This is a genomic window from Paraglaciecola arctica BSs20135 (assembly GCF_000314995.1).
Lineage (GTDB): Bacteria > Pseudomonadota > Gammaproteobacteria > Enterobacterales > Alteromonadaceae > Paraglaciecola > Paraglaciecola arctica.
The window spans coordinates 18,661-37,711 of the sequence record NZ_BAEO01000062.1 but is presented as its reverse complement, the minus strand read 5'-3'; the positions used below and the strand labels follow the sequence as shown (position 1 = coordinate 37,711).

Here is a 19,051-nt window from a genome sequence, read left to right as displayed (position 1 = left end):
CGGTATCGCTATTCATTACTGTCATTAATTTTTTTAGCGTTATCCCTCCATGCTACGGCTGTGTTGAAGTAGTTGCGTTAAGTTGCAGAAATTGATTAATTTGTTGGTGATCAGGGGCCGCATCTTGTGCCAAAGGTTTAATGACAGACAACGCAGCAGCTGCTGAAGCACGTACCACGGCGTCAATGAAGGGCTGTTTTCGCGCTCTTGCTACCGCTAAAACGCCATTAAATACATCCCCCGCGCCGGTTGGATCGAGAGCTTCAACTAAAAACGGGGGAATAAATTGCTGGATCTCGTTAGACGCTACGTAACTTCCTCTTTCTCCCAATGTAATAACGACCTGTTTAACCCCTTCGGACAACATAATATTCGCGGCTTCAATAACACTATCGTTATCCTTAACTTCAATACCAGTTAGCTCAGCCGCCTCAGTTTCGTTAGGCGTAACAATATCGGCAAGTGAATATAAAGATTTTGCATAGTCGGCAGCCGGTGCGGGATTAAGTACGGATAAAACATGGTGTTTTCGAGAAAGTTCCAAAGCAACTTTCACCACTTCAGCTGGTATTTCCAACTGAACAATAACTACATCTGCCTCACGAATTAGCGCTTCTGAATTGTAAACATCTTCAACAGTTAGCAGCCAATTGGCTCCCGGCGCAACAGCAATAATATTCTCTCGCTGATCAGTCACCAAAATTGAAGCAGTGCCTGTGGATTCATTTTTAATAGCACGAATATTGTCGGTATTGATTTGATGTGAGTGCAAATAATTAAGCGCATTGCTGGCAAATAGATCATCCCCTACACATCCGATGAAACTTACATTTGCACCATCTTTAGCCGCTGCAATGGCTTGATTAACCCCTTTCCCACCAATAGATAAAATAGATTTTTTGGCCATTACCGTTTGATTTTTTAAAGGAAAATCAGTTAGGTAGGTCGTTAAATCGCAATTAACACTGCCAACAACAACCACTTTGACGGGGGGAACTAAGCTATTAATTTGAGAGTTTTTCATTTCATTTTATCTTTAGAATAGGTTTGGAAAATGTTATTAGTTGAACCGCAACTAACCTTTGATTTACGATTCTGACACACGGAGTTTTGGATTGATTTTTCCTCAGAGGCGAAAGCTCAAATCCGACCATAATTAGCTTTTTTAATTTCTTGAATAAAAGCTTCTAACAGTCGACTTCTAATCGAAGAGCGCGACCAAACCACTCCAATTCTTCTAGGCTCAAATGTGATGGGCAGTGCAATCCGCGTAAGATTTAAGCCCTCCGGCCATGGTTTGGCCCAATCAGGTACAAGTGAAACTCCTAATCCCCGATCCACCATAACGGCAATCGCATTGAGTGCTGCTAATTCACAACGTTCATTTGGTGAAATCCCTACTTGATTGAGGTATTGATCTGCCAAGTTGCCACCCCACAAATTTCGGTCATAACGAATGAAAGGCTGAGTAGTGAGCAATTCATGAGGATCACAGTTCTTCATGCTCTCAGGTGCTAATACAATTAAAGGCTCCTCTCGAAGCAGGTGCCAGCAACAAGTTTTGGAAAGTGTAAACGGTGCTTGCAATACAAACGCGGCATCTAGTTGGCCATTTTCAACCGAACGGTGTAAGTCAATAGATAAACCAGGCTGAATGGTGACCCCAATCTGCGGAAAGTCAGCAACTACATTAGCTAATATGTCAGGCAAAATCCCCGTTAATGCTGTGTTACATGCGCCTAACTTAAGTTCACCACCGACCGAGTCATCAATTGCCATAGTACGTAGTTCGGCAACGTTTTGTATTACATTGCGAGTGCGCTCGAGTATTCGAACGCCTGCTTCAGTCACAGTTACCGTACGCCCTGCTCGCCTAATTAATGGAGCTTCAATCTGACGCTCTAAGGTGCGGATCTGTTGCGCCACACCAGCCGGGGTAAGATTAAGCTGTCTGGCAGCTGCAGCCATTGAGCCGCAATCTACAACAGTTACGAAGGTTTTAAGAAACTTAGTATCCATTTATATCCCCATCACAAAAAATACTCTGCAAAAATAACCTGCGGAGCTCACTTATTGGTCCGCAGCCTGAACTTTAGATCCTGCTTGATCCGCATAAATGGTTAATCCATCCAGACGTTCAGGGGCGGGGAAAAACCAACTAGCAGCATATCCAACAACAATGCAGACGAAGACTGAAAGAGGCATATAAAAATAGGGGTGCACAAGGTCAACTGTCCAAGCCATAAAGGTCACAATGAAACTAGCCGTTACCCCAACAATAACGCCTTGCCAATTTGCACGCTTAGTAAACATACCCAAAGTGTAAGCACCAGCGAATCCACCACCTAATAAGCCCCAAAGTTCAAGTGCCACATCGAGTAAAGAGTTAACATTATAACTTGCCAACAACAGCGCTAAAGCAATACCAATTAAGCCAGCAACCACAGTCACAATTTCTGCAAAGCGGAGATTGGTCTTTTCATCGCTGGTTTTGAACCATTTCTCATAAAAATCCACAGTTGATACTGTCGCCACACTATTCAAAATGCTCGACAGGGTGGACATTGCAGCGGCAAATATACCGGCGATGATCAAGCCGGTAACGCCGACTGGCAGTTCCGCGGAAATAAATAACGGGAAGGTTGCGTCAAGAGACAACGAAGGATCCATTCGTCCAGGGTTAGCTTGATAAAAGACATAGAGAGCAGTACCAATCAAATAAAACATTGCACTTCCAGGTATTACTATCGCCGAAAACGTCCACATCGAGCGTCCTGCTTCTTTAGCGGAAGATGTCGAAAATACCCGCTGCATTAGTACTTGGTCTTTAGGGAAAGTGAGCACAGTGTCGAAAAAGACCAGAAACAAGAATCCCCATATTGTTGCGTCAGTTAGATTGAAACTAAAATCAACCATTTTGAACTTGTCATCTGCTAAGGCGCTGGAAATAAACTCTGTAGTGCCGCCGTCAAGTTTCATTAAGATAAAAACAATGGCAAAAATAGTGCCGCCAAACATGACAAACAATTGTAAAACATCAGTCCAAATAACGGCTTTCATGCCACCTAATACCGTATAACATATGGTCACAAAGCCCATAACAAGTATACACATCGTTATATCCAGCCCAGTAACAGTGGATAATGCCAATGAAGGTAAATATAAAATAACCGTCATTCTGCCGCCCAACTGGAACACAATAAATAAAATGCTCGAGATCACACGAATAGACGGATGGAAGCGGGTTTCCAAATAATGAAATACAGATATTAAATTGAGTCGACGCAATAATGGCACTATCCACACAGCAACAAATATTAATCCAAGTACGAGGATCATATTGCTCATCAAATATTGCCAATTAGTAGCAAAAGCTTTAGCGGGAACAGCAATATAACTAATAGAACTGGCATTCGAAGCGTAAATACTTATTCCTGCAGCCCAAAACGGAATTGAGCGACCACCAAGGAAAAAGTTGGATTCTGATGACTGTCCTTGTTGCAGATAAAAATATAAACCCATACCCAACATCGCAATCAGGTAAACCACTAAGATGACCCAATCCGTCAGCGATAATAAATTTTGTCTAGACTGCACTTGCGCCAGTCCTAGTTGTGTGCCGTTCTGGTCATTTGCTGATGCGACCCACAGAATTCCTTTTTTCCATCCAGTACCGGACAAGGTGCCATGATTGTCCCAACGTTCCAGTTCAGCCCATGCGCCAGTTATCGTTTGAAAGCTCATTACTTTTACGCTGGAACCATCCGCACTGGTTACAAGATAAAGCGCATGTCCTTGTCCCATAGAACGAGCAGTTCCTTCAATCACATTACCCTGTAATATACTGCGTTGCTGCCAACCGTCTTTGGGTAACCATTGCCACATTTGCTCTTCAGTACTTGCCTCATGCTTTAAGGTAACTTGTAATCTATCTGTTTGAGCAATGACTGATGTAACAACCCCTCCATCTCCCGACCAAACAGGATAGTTTTGCCATTCGGCATTATCTGACGATAAATCTAGAGCCAACATTTTCGAAGCTCCTTGTGCAGATGTGCCCACAATAAAAAGCTTTTCATCCAAGATGCTTGCAGCAGCGAATTTAAGTGGTTCGGGTAACATAGGCATTGAATAACCCTGAGGTTGTTCAGAGGATCCAAAAGATTCAACTCTATTTATCCAGCCTGTTGACGGGTCTGCCATCAGCAAATAAGTACTATCGGCGCTAATTGCCGTGCCTTTCACTATGCCTCGAAAAGGTATTTCTTTTTTGTCCCATTTATCCGTTGTTTGATCAAAACTCCAAATATTGTCGCGACTATCAACTGCCACCAAGTTTTGTTGATATGTCCAAATTTTTGCTACAGCAACATCGCCAGGCAAAGGTTTGACATCTTCGGTACTCACAGCAACTAGATTTTCGGCCTTAACTCCGAGACTTATCATTAGAATCAAAACCAATGCTAAAAATGGCTTTAGAGTGATAGAAAAGAGAGTAGATCGATGACCTGACACTTTACTGTTATTGGGCATAATTTGGTTCATTTTGTACATCCTGAAATTCTTACCATTAAGTCGATTAAGCCGTTGTTTGGGTGTTTATGTAGTGCCTATATTCTGCAAGTACTGATTTAGCCCGCTGGATAGAGGGAAGATCAATCATTTTTCCAGCAACAGTAAAAACCCCGACACCTTTACTTTCAGCTTTATCAGCCGCTTCAACAATCTGCTCTGCCAAGGCAACATCTTCTGCTGCTGGGATAAACAGTCGATTAACTGTCGCGACTTGATTAGGATGTATGCAACTTTTGCCGCTATATCCCAAGCGACGCGCCATTTCTACCTCAGTTTGAAACCCTTGCATGTTATTAATATCGGGAAATGCGCCATCATAAACCTTAATACCGGCTTCGCAGGCTGCTAGCCGAAGCGTCAGCATTACAGCATGCACACTGGCGTTATCATCTCGATCGATCCCAGCTGAATCAAATAAGTCATTCAAGCCTAATTGCAGTCCAGCGACTCTTTTATGGGCGCCGCAGATTTCTATTACGTTACGTAGTCCTTTGGCGGTCTCGATGTTAACGAGTAAAGGAATGGGGTTAACAATAGCGTTTTCCCGTTCGATTTTTTCAATCAAGGAAACCGCAGCCAAGACATCTTTGGCTGATTCAATTTTAGGTAAATTGAGCATGCTTAGGTTAGGGCGAATAACGGCCGCTAGATCATCTTTAAAATGACTAGTATAAATTCCGTTGCACCTAACAATAATAGTTTTGAGACAAGTAGCAACTTCCGCGGACAGCAAAAACTCGCTGATAATATGCCGTGCTTGGACTTTTTGGCTAGCAACTACCGAGTCTTCCAAATCTATAGAAATGGCGTCGGCAGGCCCGGCTAATGCCTTACTAAATAATTCAGGGCGGATACCAGGAACAAAAAGCTTACTACGCATAATTACCCTCTATTGATTAGCTAAAAAGATATATTTGTTTTGTTTTGTTTGTTGCAAATGTTAACAATTGAGAATTTACATTTTCATTCAAAACTTTATAGAACAAGTACTAGGGGGCAATTTAAGTTATTTTTAGGATTAACAAAATAGTTCTATTCTATCTTCAAACCATACTTTTTGTTTCTTTATAATTAACTTGGGTCCCCAGATAGCTATTGACCACAGCTATCCACAAAGCAGATTGCGTAGTCAATAACCCAATTATTGTTAGAAACAGTAGTTAAAAGCAGTATTAGCGGTTAAAAATCATCTACCTGACTAACAGCAGCATTTGATTTTTGGTTCGATGAACTTTGTATGACAGCAACAGTTCTAGTGGCTAAATCAGTAAATTGGGCATTATCAAACCCTCCCAAACTAGAGCGAATACGATTATTCAGTGGGTCGATCCATTTATTAGGCAATGCGGTGGCACCGTTGATGATACCGACTATGGAGCCTGCTGTGGCGCCGTTGCTATCAGTATCCCAGCCTCCCATAACCACATTACATATGGTTTTTTCCAGATCGCCGTTACCCACTAATAATGCAGCAACGGTTAATGCCGCATTATTGATGGTGTGTACCCAATGGTAGTGGCCAAAATGATGGTAGATTTCATCTACCACTTGCTCCCATTGCATTTCTTTAAGGGGAAATTCCAGCACTATATTAATAGCTTTCGCAAAGCGTGATTCAGCAGGGACACAAGCTAAAGCAGCGTGCACTAAGGTACGTATATCTGATCCATAAAAAGCTTCGGCAATCAGTGCGGCAAAAAACATTTCACCATAGATACCGTTGCGTGAGTGACTCAGGCGAGCATCACGCCAGGCAAATTCGGCTGCCCGTTGTGGTTTTCCAGGAGAAATGTAACCCCACAAGTCGGCTCGAATTTGGGCGCCGATCCATTCCCGAAACGGGTTAATATAGAGTCCAGACTCAGGTGCATCATGCCCTGCTAAGAGGTTAAAATAGGCCACTCGTTCAGCAGTAAATAACTCCATCACCGGTAATTTTGCTAACCAGGCGGTGCCCACATCTTCACTACTAAAATTTTCACCATGGGTCTCGAATACGTGTAAATTTAGCATAGTGTAATTAAGATCATCATCTTCGGGCATATATTGAATATTTTCCCTAAGACTGGCCAAACCTCCACGTCTTTTCCATGGATACTTGGTCAGAATTTCCTCTGGCATCCCATCTTGGGTCCAATAATTATCCAATGGCCAAGTATTATTGGCTTCTAGCATTTCTCGCAACGAAGGCCGTTGATATCGCTCCACTGGTTTACCAAGTAAACAACCAGCGGAACGCCCTAACCAACCGCCCAGAATACGATTATAAAGTTCAGCTTCATTAAGAGGAGTTCGAATTGATTCGGGAGCATTTATTGGTTTTGCAGCATCCATTATCGCATTCAATTCATCAGGTTCAGTTAAAGACGATCTATTGCCCTGTTTGTCAGTGGCCATTAATTCGATCAGTAACTGACGAGCATTCTGACTGCCCAGCTCTAACGGCTGGCTCTGTATTTTTTTGAAAGCATTCGAAAGTTCGCTGGCATCGTCGCCTTGTTCTGTGCGTTGAATAATTTCAAACTCTAGCTGTTCTAGAGGATCCAGATATCGAATAATCACAAAATTTCCTTAAATTTATAAACAACAAATAATTGACTGGCATCATTTTGATGCCTTGTAGTAAACCAATAGGCATGAATAGGTTTATTTCACTACGCTATCATTACGCAGTTTAGTCCGTTGTAATTCGGTAAATCCGAGCTGCTCCAACACAGCATCGGAATGTTGTCCAAACACTGGTGCCGCAAAAGGTTTAGGTCCTGGTGTGCGGCCAAATTTTATGGCCCGGGTCATTCCCTGATATGTACCCACCAGTGGATGTTCAAATGTGGTCATCATGTCTTCTGCCACAACCTGCTCATGGTTAAATACGTCTTCAATTTGTCGAGCAGCGGCACATGGCACGTCATTACCAAAAAGGGTCTCCCACTCAATGGCGGTTTTATTCATTAATGCTGCTTGTAACAAAGGTACTATTTCTGCAGCATGTTCAGCTCTTTTGCGAATACTATCGTAGCGCTCAGAAGCCGCTAAATCGGGAAGACCAACTTTATTACAAAGTGCTTTCCAAAAATGTGGTGTATTAGCAGATAAATACAAATATCCTTCTTTGGCTGGGTGGATGCCGGTTATCCCCCCTGACCGGAAATCTCGTCCGATATTGGCAGGTTCACCTTCAGCCCAGACAAGCCTAGCTGATTGCATCGTTAAGGCACTACGTAATAACGACACCCCAACATATTGTCCTAACCCACTGCGTTCACGTTCATATAAAGCAGAGGACGCGCCACCAGATATTAATGCTGCAGCATAATAATCAACAACTGAACCGTTGACTATTTCAGGTGTTTTACCGCGTATCCCTTGCATAGAACAAATTCCGCTCATCGCTTGTAACACTTGATCAAAGCCAGCCTTGTTCTTCAACGGTCCCGTTTCACCATAACCAGTAACAACACAATAAATTAGTCTGGGGTTGATTAAATTTAACGTTTCAAAATCGATACCGAGTCGTTCAGGTACGCCAGGGCGAAAGTTATGCACTAATATGTCGGCCTTTTTTACCAACTTCATCAGTATTTCATGACCTTCCTGGCTTTTAAGATCTAGCACCAATCCACGTTTACTACGATTAATCCCGAGAAAACCTCTGTGCTCAGCTTCCAAGGTGGTAGGATATTTACGCATATTATCGCCAGTAGGGGGCTCAATTTTAATGACATCTGCGCCCTGATCAGCTAATAAGGTACAACCATATGGTCCTGCAATATATGCACTTAAATCTATAACCTGAATGCCACTTAGAGGCCCATCAGCTCCAGATCTTGTTGATAAAGAATATTCTGGTTTAGAATTCATAAACTTCCTCCACTAATCCAATGAGAGAATAGTCAAAATTGATTACCCAATCAGGTAAGTTTGTATGACTTTAAAGCGAGAATAAACAGAATGGTACTTTCATCAAAGCATACATAATGTTTATTCCCGCCATTGATTAAAACAAGCAACTAATCTCGGTTAGAATCAACAACACAGCGAAATCCGAGCATTCCTGATCTGTCTTTACAGGGCGCCATCAATAAATATTTACCATGTTGATCTAACTGATAGGCTTGTGGGAAATACCAATGAGATGTAGCTGGGTGATATGATGATCCTCCACGCAAAGCTGCAGCACGAGTATGTTCGTCAACAAATTCATTGGTCCATTGCCAAACATTCCCCACCATATCCATTACCCCAAATGGGCTAGCGCCGGTTGGATGTGCATCAACATTGGCAGGAGGCAATAAATCTCTTTGGTGATTGATTGCTGGCACAGCGTTAGCATCCCAACTGTCGCCCCATGGGAACAAACGTCCATCCGTACCTTGGGCTGCATATTGCCATTCCCATTCGTTAGGCAAGCGTTTATTTGCCCAAGTTGCGTATGCTCTTGCATCTTCAATGGACACCCAAGTTACGGGTTTATTTTCCCAACCTTTTTGAGGTTTTCCATCTACCCAATCCTTCAAGAAGTTGAAATCATCTTCAGGATGATAACCAGTGGCAGTGACAAATTTGAAATAATCAGCATTACTCACAGGATATTGATCCATAAAAAATGGCTTTATATCTAGGTGCTGGTTATGGGCTCGACGCGGCACGTTTTCCCACGGATATTGGAAGTCTAGACCTGCCCACATGAAACCTTCAATTTCTATCCCACCCACCTTAAAATCAAAACCACCAGCAGGAATGGCGATCATGCCTTCAGGTGCTTCTGTCTTAGGTGCAGTTGCTGGAATATCGACCATATTCTGTACAAGCGCTTTCCACGCTCCTGAATAGTGTTGCAACGGCTTAGCAGCTAACTCTTTCATTTGCTGCAAGAAAACCGTTAGATCAGTGATACTTTCGCCTTCTTTTAACGCTAATACACAGCCGTACCCATTAGGCTCCATATCAAAATGTAATATTGCCTTATCTTTGGATAATCTGGCTTTTAGCTCAACGCCATTCCAGATATCGATATAGCGCGTACCAGCCTGATGATTAACAACTAGTTGCTCTGTAGATAATTCATACTCATTGCGATTGACTACAGTCCATAAGGTCATTTGTTCTCTAGGAAACGCGCTTGCAAAAACACCTTGCTGAAGAGTTTGTGCATAGGGCTCCCAATCGGGGCCGACAAGCAAAGTGGAAAATTTTCGGAAAATAGTGGCAATACGCCGCAAGGTTTCCCCATCTCTGGGAGTGAATTGATTCCAGATACCCCAAATATTTTCCCAAGCGTTATAACCATGACCATTAAAGAATATATATTGGAAATCATCGGTACGATTTCTCGCCCAGCGGTTCTCGACATTAGTTAAATGCCTCGACTCTAACCATTTCAATTTGCTAACCGCAGGTATAAAAGAGGTCGAGGCTTTACCCCAAGTTTGGTTATTCCACATCAATGCTTCATCTGACAGTGGCCAGGTTTCGGGTTGTAAAACCACTGGGTGCCCGGTTTTGTCTGAAGCCACTCTAAAGGAATGAGGAACACTAAAATAAGTATCTCCATTGATACCGTCTGCATTCACTTCAGCGGCGAGCTCGGCCATAGCTTGCCAATCTGTTTTACCATTATCTCGGGTACCATTATCCCATGGCATAGTGGGCAAAAACACTCGCACATTACGGCGATGGAAATCGGCAACAACCTGTTTCAATCCTTCAAGACCGCCCGGTAATGAATCAACTAAGTCGTGTTGACTGCGATCATCAATTCCGATGTTTGGGTAAATGTACCAAAGTAAAACGCTGTCAATTCCGCCAAATCGAGCTTTCAGATCATCAAGATATTTGTCTACCGTATATTGTCTTGCAACAGGATCATAAAAATAACGATCTTCAACCATCATTTGCGCGTGCACATAGTTACTCTGTGACCAAAGTAATTCTTCACGCTTATATTGGGCATCGTCATATCCCATTCGGATCAAATGTTCTTGGCGCCACACTTTCATACCATGACGCCACGTATCGACACCCGCATTTACGTCAATTTTCCACTCACCAATTTTATGAAATGGCCAAGGTGTTGGTTCGCCAGGAGTAGGTAGATGAATAGGTAAAGTATGAGGTTGTTCAAATTCAGCTATTTTAGGTTTGGGGGCGGGTATGTTGTACTTTTTATCGGTCATAGAAACTCATGCAGCTTATTTTGTGGACTCCGCTTAACTAACTGGAGTAACAGAATTATGTAAATTAGAATATATCAGGTATGCAGTGGAACTTGTCTTACCCTCGGCCTATACCGAGGGCAAGTTTTATAGTCTTAGAATTTTAATGTATAGCCCAAACTAACTATACGACCTTGACCTTTAAAATAATTTCTCCACTGGTCAACCTGAGAATGACTTAAAAAATATGACTTATCTAACAGGTTATCTATACCAACGCTGAACGTGGCATTGTCTAATTGATAATTAGCATTTAAGTCAAAAAGAGTATAACCATCTATGTGTTCTTCACCTGCTTGACCTTCGTTTATATCATTGTCAAGAACAGTACGAGCACCTAGTACTACCCTACCCTGATCTGAAAACTTCCAGTTCGCCGTTAACACCACTTTGTCAGGGCCAACATCACGCATCCCCATTTCGCGATCAAGCGGTCCAGTATCGCCAGTACGGGTTTTACCTTCGGTATGCGAGTACATCGCACTCAGTTCAATGGTATCGGTGACTTTGAAACCAGCTGTCATCTCATAACCTTTAATCTCAGTAGGTCTGCGCAGCATTATATAATCTTCAGTTTCAGGGTCGACTCTCAAACTAACCCCAAATTCTGAGTCAGACAGGTAATATGATGCCCCAAAGTTTGCGCGCTCACCATTCCAGTTGAACCCTATCTCTTTGTTTTGTACAACTATGGGTTGTAAATCAAGAATTCCATCTACAGAAATAGGATCATCGTCAGGACATCCATCAGGTTGCGTGCCGCCAAACGGCACATCACCTTCACTGGTGTCGTTGGAGCAACTAATGTTACGCAGCGGAATACCTACGTTAGGTAGCGTGAAGCCTTTAGCTGTTGATATATATGCGGAAAAATCGTCAGTAACTCGCCAAATGGCACCCAAATTGGTTAATGTTTCCTGATAATCTAAGGTACCACCAGATACTTCTCGGCGGTCTCTGTACCAAGTTGTAGTGTAGTCATCTACTTTTAATTGACCATCTTCACGACGAACCCCACCGGTTACAGTAACATCACCTAAGTCATAAGAAAGTTGCAAGAAAGGTGTTTTGCTGGTGTATTCCATAGGTGGCACCCAAACACGATTAGTCAGAGCTAATAGCTGCTGAGCCGTATCTGTCACAACATCCAAACCAACTTGTAGCTCTAAATCTCTTACTCCAAAGATATCTAATTTCGTCCAAGAAGATCTCAAGCCTTCTTTATCAGAATGGATCTCTGACTGATCAATTAATGGAAAATCACTAAGTGGAACACCGTTTTCATCTAATGCTATTGGAGCAATTAAAGGGTCTTGTTTGTCGATACTATTTTCGGCTTCGTAACGCATTCCTTGATCAGCTCGATAATATTGAACCCAAAAAGAACCGCCAAAAAAATCGTCATTAGTATAAGTCAGGCTCTGTTGACTAAAATCGTTAAAGCTTGCTCTTGCTCCTAATGGACGTCCAGGTTCTGAAGTGCTACTTAAACCTGTTTCTCTGTCACCATCGACTAATATATAATTGCCTTGGCCAGCTATATTAAAACGGCTCAAAGACAGTTCTAGACGTTGCTCATCCTGATCACCGAAATTGGTGCCAACTTTTATAAACAAATTATCAGATTCTGAATCCATTGCAGAACCACTTGTTCCCAAACCAATGCGACGACCATCTGCATCGTAACCTATGCCTGTTTCAGCAAAAGACGCCGCCAAAACCAAGTCATAATCATCTTCTAGATGTGCCACATTAAAACCTAGTCTCCAACTTTCACTATCGTCTTCAAACTGAGTTCGATATTGAGAAGACAAAGTTACTTCTGTACCTTTTTTGGTAGGAGTACGTGAAATGTAATTAATAATTCCGCCCGCAGCACCAACACCTTCAGAGGCTGAAGGACCATTAATAACCTCTACGCGTTCGATAATCCCCATATCAGTAAAAATACCTGCCCGATTACCTTCTCGTAATGGAGAACCTTGAGGAACGCCGTCAAACAACCTTAATGCGACACGCCCACGAAGGGTTTCCCCTGAATTAGACATTTGCTGAGTGGATTCTGAATATCCAGGAACGGTTCTGGTGAGTAACGATGTTGCATCAGAGGTCAAAGCTATATTACGACTGACTTCTTCTCGAGAGATAACATTAATAGCGCCGGGAATTTTATTTGCAGCTTTGGGCTGCCTTGAGCCAGTAACAATGATTTTCTCTACATCAGCTTTCGATTGTTGTTCATCAACGGCTTGCTGTGCAAAAGAAGTCGCGGGTAATAATGGCAACATCGCCATATTAGCAATTATTATCGCAGACAGTTTTTTCATTTTTTTATTATGCATTTTTTCGCCTCTGTAAAATAAGTGTTCTCGACTTAACAAAAGTCAGTTTAACGAGCCTGAAACAATCGATGAAAACAACCGCCAAGCTGTAAAGTTTATGTAAAAAATATGTTTCTCATTAAAAATATACGGTAACCAAATGGCGAACAAAATCCCTCAATAGTATCTTCAGAATATATATAAAGTTACTTCTCAAATCTTATACAAAAAACGACTTGCAGCAGAGACCAACAAACCTAGCCATATGGAGGACAAATTGAATGGGGGGAAACCGTATAAATGCGGGTTAAAGTGTACTTGAGACCGCTGTCACTTCGTTTATATTAACGTGAGATTGTATTTTTACTCAGTCAAATTTTCATTATTTCAAAGTACTAACTTGTTAAATTTATATCTGAAATATTTATCAAAAACTACCTGTATTTATTAAAATCAGCTAGATATTGCGCAAAACGATAGTATCGGTATGTTTTGAATAAAGGATCATTGAATTAACTCATCAGCAACTTTTGGCTATATTCTATACCGCACAAACCAACAATCAATTAACAACGAGGCTTAATGACTAGAACAAGTTGCGGATTTACACTGGTCTTTTTGATGAACATTTGCTTAGCCGCAAACGCCCTCAATAGTACTGATGAGCATATTGTAACCAGTAAATTAACGGTTGATTATCAGCCTCATCTTCCAAAAGAGTATGATGCAAATCGCAGTCGCGGTTATCCCGTTATTTATATTTTGAGTTCTGATAAATTAAGCGCCAATAAAGGCAATGAAATTTATAAAACTTTAGATAATATGTTCATTGAAGGGCTTATTGAACCAGTTATCACAGTGTTGGTGGAGGCAGATAATTCTGTTGTAAATGATCCAAAAAATAATGTTTTATATCATCACAAGGTAATGCAGGAAGCAATTAACTATGTGGACAAACATTATAACTCGCGCCCATATGCTGATGGACGATTATTGATAGGAGCACAAGCCGCCACTGTATATGGACTTACTCATCCCGAGTTTTTTAAAGGTATTATCACACTTAATTTTTCCGGGCTATTTGCTCAAGCTAAATGGGATGAAAACCTAGTCTCTCGTTCCATTGTCCAATATGCGAAGCAATCAGCTCGAATACCATTTTATATTATTGCTGGCGATGATCCAGGGTGCTCAGACCCAGACCATAAATTGCGACATCCGCAAAACGAGAATGTGGATAACAATATACAAGCAGTGCAGTTATACCAACAACTGCATAAAGCCAACTTGTTTCAGAAAAAATTTAAAAAATTCCATGATGTCCCTGCAAACCCTGCCGAATTAAGAGTTTTGCATGGTAGTGCAACAAAAAATGCTTGGTTAAATGGTATCGAAGAAGGCTTGAAATACTTTTTTGATAACGACAATCTACCTTTATCTCATTCCCTTTATGATCCATCAATATCTCAAGCATCCAACAAAGGGCTGGTGTTAACCAATCAGTTAAGCGGCGAGGGTTCACTAAAACAGTCCCAAATTGATCACGCTTCATTATTTTATAAGGTTTATTTACCAGATGGCTACGACGCTCAAAACGACACCAAATATCCGGTTTTATACCTGCTACATGGTAGCGGTGGAAATGATACAAGTTGGAACGAATTTTGGCCCATTCTAGATTCTATGATTGAGCAAAAAGTAATCCCTGCCGTTATTGCAATTGCACCAATCAGCGGTAATAGCTACTGGATTGACTCGGATAAATATGGCGCTATTGAGTCATCAATCATTCAAAAATTGATACCTGAAGTAGATGCAAAATATCAGACTATTAGTCAAAGATCAGGAAGAGGCATTCTTGGCTTTTCTATGGGAGGATATGGGGCACTACGCTATTCCCTTGTTTATCCACAACTGTTTAGCTCTGCCGTATTATTAAGTCCTGCAGTTCAGCATAAGGATGCGCCCATCACATCTGGGGCAGTGACGCGGGGAGCATTCGGCGAACCTTTTAGCTTATCCAAATGGAACAGACTCAACTACCCAGTTGCGCTTCAGTCATATCTAGCACAAAAACATAGAGTCCCTATCTACATCATTACCGGAGATGATGATTGGAACCATATAAGTGAAAAGCATGATCTGCCAAAAGATGCACATAGTTACAATATGGAAGTACAGGCAGTCATTTTGCAGCAGCAACTCAGCCAATGTGTCAAACAAGAGATTGACCAGTGCTTAACTAGCCCAGTGCAACTACATATTGTGAATGGTGGTCATGATCTTGATGTCTGGGCTCTAGGGTTTCAACAAGGCGTACAATATATGTTTGCTAATGGATTATCTCGATCTTATGACTCGAAATCCGCAGAATAATATAGATGTATAACAACAGTTAAAGGTTTTGAAACAGTTAACCAGAAAAATATTTAATCAAATTCAATCCCTAGGTTTCCCAAAAGATTTATTAAACACTTAGTTGAATTCTGTTTAAAACTGCCAATTAAATTATTTAGGCCTATTATTTACTACCAACAGACATGAAATATTTGGATCTCGCTTATGAAATCAAGCAAAGTTGAAAATATGTTAATCCATCAATATGTTATCAATGATCCACTACACCAATTATTTGATGCAGTGAATGCTATTTCTGTGCAGGGATACGATGAACAAAGACGCGTTATCTATTGGAATGAAGGTAGCGAATTACTTTATGGTTATAGTAAAAAAGAGGCTATAGGACAAAAACTAGAAGATCTGATTATTCCTGAACCTATCCGCGACGTTGTTATTGCAGCGCACAGTGACTGGATAGAAAATGAGGTAGAAATTCCTGCAACTGAGATCACCTTACGCAATAAAAACGGTCATGATGTATCAGTTTTTTCTAGCCATGTAATGTTTACAAATCAATATAATACCAAACAAATGTATTGTATTGATGTAGATTTAACCGACGTTAGACAAGCTCAAGAACAAGCTGTATTTAAAGAGAATATGCTTGAAACTATATTTGAGGCCATCCCCGATTTATTTTTTTTGATGACTGATGATGGAACAATCCTCGATTATCATGCGAGCAATACAAAAAATCTTTATGTCCCACCCAATCAACTGGTAGGTAAAAATATAGCCGATATATTACCTGCGAAAGTAACTAACAAGTTTAATACTCATATTGCTAAATTATTACAGGAAAAAGGGACTATAAGTTTTGAATATGAACTCACAATGCCCCATGGGCTGGTATATTTTGAGGCAAGAATTAACCATTTCTCAAAATATAAACAAGTTGTGGCAATTATTCGTGATATTACCGAACAGTACAAGTCTGCCGAACTCATTCGCCATCAAGCTTACTTTGACAATCTAACTTCATTACCCAATCGTTTTTTAGCTCTTGACCGTTTATCACAAATGCTAATTGAAGCGGAAAGAAATATTGAAAAAGCTGCGGTACTTTTTCTTGATATAGACGACTTTAAAAAAGTAAATGACACATTAGGACATGAAATAGGCGATAAGCTTCTAATCAAAGCAGCCCATAGATTACAGCAAGTATTACGAAAAGAAGATACTGTTGGTCGTTTAGGTGGGGATGAGTTTATTGTCTTACTAAGAGGTCTCACTGAGCATAATGATGCCTTAACCATTACTGAAAATTTACTGGAAACGTTTAGAAAGCCTTTTAAAATTGATGGCAGAGAATTAATACTAACAACAAGTATTGGTGTTGCTATGTATCCGGAAAATGGTAGTAGTTCATCTGACTTATTACGAAATGCCGATACTGCAATGTATCAAGCGAAAGCGCTAGGCCGCAATACCTATTCATTTTTTACTAATGAAATGAATATTATTATTCAACGCCGTATGGAAATTGAAGAGCAGATGCGCGGAGCGTTAGAGCGTAATGAATTTGAAATATATTACCAACCTCAATTGGATGTAAAAAACAAAGAAATTATTGGTGCCGAAGCTTTGCTGCGCTGGCATAATTTAGCGCTAGGCAATGTAACGCCAGATGAGTTTATTCCAATTGCTGAACACACTGGACTCATTGTGCCTATTGGCAAATATGTTATTAAACAAGCACTATGTTTTTTAAATCAATGGCAAAATATTCAACATCAAAAATACACAATCTCTGTCAATTTATCTCCTCGTCAATTCAGAGATAATGAGTTACTCAGTTTCCTCAAAAATACCCTTACTGAGGAAAATGTTAACCCTGAAAGTTTAGAACTTGAAATTACTGAGGGGGTATTAATGAGCGCTCAATCTTATATCCATGAAGCCGTAGCTGAAATTAATGATTTAGGCATAAAATTATCAATGGATGATTTTGGTACAGGCTATTCATCTATAAGTTATTTAAGACAATATCCTTTTGATGTACTGAAAATAGATCGCAGCTTTATTCATGGCATAACATTAAACAAGGCAGATTGTGATTTAGTTAAAGCCATTATTACCATGTCACATAGTTTAGGACTAACAGTTGTTGCTGAAGGTGTTGAGACTGAGGAGCAACTGAAGTTATTAGAAGAACTAAGCTGTAACTTTGTCCAAGGGTATTATTTTAGTAAACCTATACCCGCCCAACAGCTGCTTGATTTTTCAGTCAACCATTTCAAATAAATCGTTATATTTCATTCAACACATTGCGAGCCTAGCCTTCATATTTACGATCACCTGCAATTGATGATAATAAATACCTGACTAAAACCATGTATTTGTTGTCATTCACATATTGTAAAAAAATCATTATTTTTTAATAAATCAGTACTGGGTAAAAAAACACACTGTTTTTGACAAGTCAGTACTGGTATTGTTAGCGATAATAAAAAAAAGGGACAAGGACTGTATGTCAACAAAACAACTAGGCTCTCTGGTAGTAGTGGGCACAGGTATCAGTGTTGCCGGCCAAATGACGCTATTGGCCCAGAGTTATATTGAAAACGCAGATATAGTGTTTATGGGTATTAGCAACAAAATTGGCGAGAATGTGGTTAAAAAACTTAACCCCAATACTGTGCAATTAGATGACCTGTACCAAGCAGGCAAATCTCGCGCTATTACTTACCAACAGATGACAGATCGTATAGTAGACGCGGTAAAAGCAGGGCAAAAAGTCTGTGCGGCTTTTTATGGCCACCCTGGTGTATTTGTTAATCCTTCCCATGGGGCAATTAAAAAAGTAAAAGAACTAGGATTGCGGGCTGAAATGTTGCCCGGTATTTCTGCCGAAGATTGTCTTATCGCTGATTTAGGTATCGATCCGGCTCATTATGGCTGTCAGTCTTATGAAGCCACCCAATTTTTGTTTCGCGATTATAAGCTCGACCCCCATATGACCCAAATTATCTGGCAAATAGGCTTGGCTGGAGAAGCTTCCCTAGGGGTGTTGGATGCAGATCACTGCAAAGCAGGATTAGAGCTTTATCAAGAAATTTTAATGAAAATGTATCCTGCAGAGCACGAAATCATTCTCTATGAAGCAGCCACACTGCCATTGTATGGCCCTAGAATTGAACGTTTCCCATTATATGAATTAACAAACTGTCAGCCCACACTGATTTCAACCCTAGTTGTGCCTTCGCTGGGCTTACCTGATTATCATCAGGGGCGTTTAACAAAACTTGGCTTGACCCAAGAACAAGTTATGGGTTATCGAAACCAATAACTTTACAACTGTAATTACTTTACTCAACCTAAAAGGAAAACATGATGACAAAGTCTCTCGTAGATTTTTTAGAAGAACTAGATAGTAATGCTGAACTTAAGGAGGCTTACTTAAAAGACCCAGTTGCAACAGCCACCAGCTACGGCCTAGCAGATGCGGATGTAAAGATTATCAAGAATAAAGATTGGGATACTGTGAAGAGCAAATTTGAAAATTTAAATAAAGACATAAAAGTCCATTCATATTAAGCC

12 protein-coding genes are annotated in these 19,051 nt (G+C 40.7%); 4 read left to right on the top strand and 8 right to left on the bottom strand.

Annotation, left to right across the window (positions count from 1 at the left end; genetic code table 11):
- Nucleotides 1-52 precede the first annotated feature (52 nt).
- The 8 genes from rbsK to GARC_RS20480 all read right to left on the bottom strand — a co-directional run bounded on the left by rbsK (nt 53) and on the right by GARC_RS20480 (nt 13,132).
- Nucleotides 53-1,024 carry a ribokinase gene (gene rbsK / locus GARC_RS20515; RefSeq protein WP_007623923.1) on the bottom strand — a complete coding sequence of 324 codons (972 nt, stop codon included), beginning with the start codon at nt 1,022-1,024 and terminating at the stop codon, nt 53-55.
- Nucleotides 1,025-1,140: 116 nt separating this feature from the next.
- Complete coding sequence (locus tag GARC_RS20510) at nt 1,141-2,019, bottom strand: LysR family transcriptional regulator (RefSeq protein WP_007623920.1); 879 nt, start codon at nt 2,017-2,019, stop codon at nt 1,141-1,143.
- A 51-nt stretch (nt 2,020-2,070) separates the two neighbouring features.
- Nucleotides 2,071-4,446 carry a sodium:solute symporter gene (locus GARC_RS20505; RefSeq protein ID WP_161603940.1) on the bottom strand — a complete coding sequence of 792 codons (2,376 nt, stop codon included), beginning with the start codon at nt 4,444-4,446 and terminating at the stop codon, nt 2,071-2,073.
- A 133-nt stretch (nt 4,447-4,579) separates the two neighbouring features.
- Nucleotides 4,580-5,455: an HpcH/HpaI aldolase/citrate lyase family protein gene (locus GARC_RS20500; RefSeq protein WP_007623917.1), complete on the bottom strand. Its 876-nt coding sequence runs from the start codon at nt 5,453-5,455 to the stop codon at nt 4,580-4,582.
- 299 nt (nt 5,456-5,754) lie between these two features.
- Nucleotides 5,755-7,137 carry an ADP-ribosylglycohydrolase family protein gene (locus GARC_RS20495; protein ID WP_007623915.1) on the bottom strand — a complete coding sequence of 461 codons (1,383 nt, stop codon included), beginning with the start codon at nt 7,135-7,137 and terminating at the stop codon, nt 5,755-5,757.
- Nucleotides 7,138-7,221: 84 nt separating this feature from the next.
- Nucleotides 7,222-8,436, bottom strand: coding sequence for a CaiB/BaiF CoA transferase family protein (locus tag GARC_RS20490; protein WP_007623914.1), 1,215 nt, complete (start codon nt 8,434-8,436; stop codon nt 7,222-7,224).
- 149 nt (nt 8,437-8,585) lie between these two features.
- Complete coding sequence (locus GARC_RS20485) at nt 8,586-10,751, bottom strand: formylglycine-generating enzyme family protein (protein WP_007623913.1); 2,166 nt, start codon at nt 10,749-10,751, stop codon at nt 8,586-8,588.
- A 134-nt stretch (nt 10,752-10,885) separates the two neighbouring features.
- A complete protein-coding gene (locus GARC_RS20480) occupies nt 10,886-13,132 on the bottom strand; it encodes a TonB-dependent receptor (RefSeq protein ID WP_007623912.1) in 2,247 nt (748 codons plus the stop codon).
- Between the two features lie 600 nt (nt 13,133-13,732).
- Between GARC_RS20480 and GARC_RS26075 the strand changes: the two genes are divergently transcribed.
- From GARC_RS26075 to GARC_RS20460, 4 genes are all read left to right on the top strand, one after another.
- On the top strand, nt 13,733-15,487 hold the full coding sequence (locus GARC_RS26075; RefSeq protein WP_007623911.1) for an alpha/beta hydrolase-fold protein: 1,755 nt from the start codon (nt 13,733-13,735) through the stop codon (nt 15,485-15,487).
- 186 nt (nt 15,488-15,673) lie between these two features.
- The gene (locus GARC_RS20470) at nt 15,674-17,755 is read left to right on the top strand and encodes a sensor domain-containing protein (RefSeq protein WP_007623907.1); all 2,082 of its coding nucleotides are present in this window, start codon (nt 15,674-15,676) and stop codon (nt 17,753-17,755) included.
- Between the two features lie 226 nt (nt 17,756-17,981).
- Entirely contained in the window at nt 17,982-18,800 is an 819-nt protein-coding gene (locus GARC_RS20465) for an SAM-dependent methyltransferase (RefSeq protein ID WP_007623905.1), read from the top strand.
- Nucleotides 18,801-18,841: 41 nt separating this feature from the next.
- Nucleotides 18,842-19,048, top strand: a complete 207-nt coding sequence (locus tag GARC_RS20460) for a hypothetical protein (protein WP_039990173.1) — start codon at nt 18,842-18,844, stop codon at nt 19,046-19,048.
- The last annotated feature ends 3 nt before the right edge of the window (nt 19,049-19,051 follow it).

What these genes read in the sequence shown, in the direction of transcription:
- GARC_RS20480 (WP_007623912.1), bottom strand. Translation starts at nt 13,132, where the DNA reads ATGCATAATAAAAAAATGAAAAAACTGTCTGCGATAATAATTGCTAAT.
- GARC_RS20470 (WP_007623907.1), top strand. Translation starts at nt 15,674, where the DNA reads ATGAAATCAAGCAAAGTTGAAAATATGTTAATCCATCAATATGTTATC.
- rbsK (WP_007623923.1), bottom strand. Translation starts at nt 1,024, where the DNA reads ATGAAAAACTCTCAAATTAATAGCTTAGTTCCCCCCGTCAAAGTGGTT.
- GARC_RS20465 (WP_007623905.1), top strand. Translation starts at nt 17,982, where the DNA reads ATGTCAACAAAACAACTAGGCTCTCTGGTAGTAGTGGGCACAGGTATC.
- GARC_RS20510 (WP_007623920.1), bottom strand. Translation starts at nt 2,019, where the DNA reads ATGGATACTAAGTTTCTTAAAACCTTCGTAACTGTTGTAGATTGCGGC.
- GARC_RS20505 (WP_161603940.1), bottom strand. Translation starts at nt 4,446, where the DNA reads ATGATAAGTCTCGGAGTTAAGGCCGAAAATCTAGTTGCTGTGAGTACC.
- GARC_RS20460 (WP_039990173.1), top strand. Translation starts at nt 18,842, where the DNA reads ATGATGACAAAGTCTCTCGTAGATTTTTTAGAAGAACTAGATAGTAAT.
- GARC_RS20485 (WP_007623913.1), bottom strand. Translation starts at nt 10,751, where the DNA reads ATGACCGATAAAAAGTACAACATACCCGCCCCCAAACCTAAAATAGCT.
- GARC_RS20500 (WP_007623917.1), bottom strand. Translation starts at nt 5,455, where the DNA reads ATGCGTAGTAAGCTTTTTGTTCCTGGTATCCGCCCTGAATTATTTAGT.
- GARC_RS20490 (WP_007623914.1), bottom strand. Translation starts at nt 8,436, where the DNA reads ATGAATTCTAAACCAGAATATTCTTTATCAACAAGATCTGGAGCTGAT.
- GARC_RS26075 (WP_007623911.1), top strand. Translation starts at nt 13,733, where the DNA reads ATGAACATTTGCTTAGCCGCAAACGCCCTCAATAGTACTGATGAGCAT.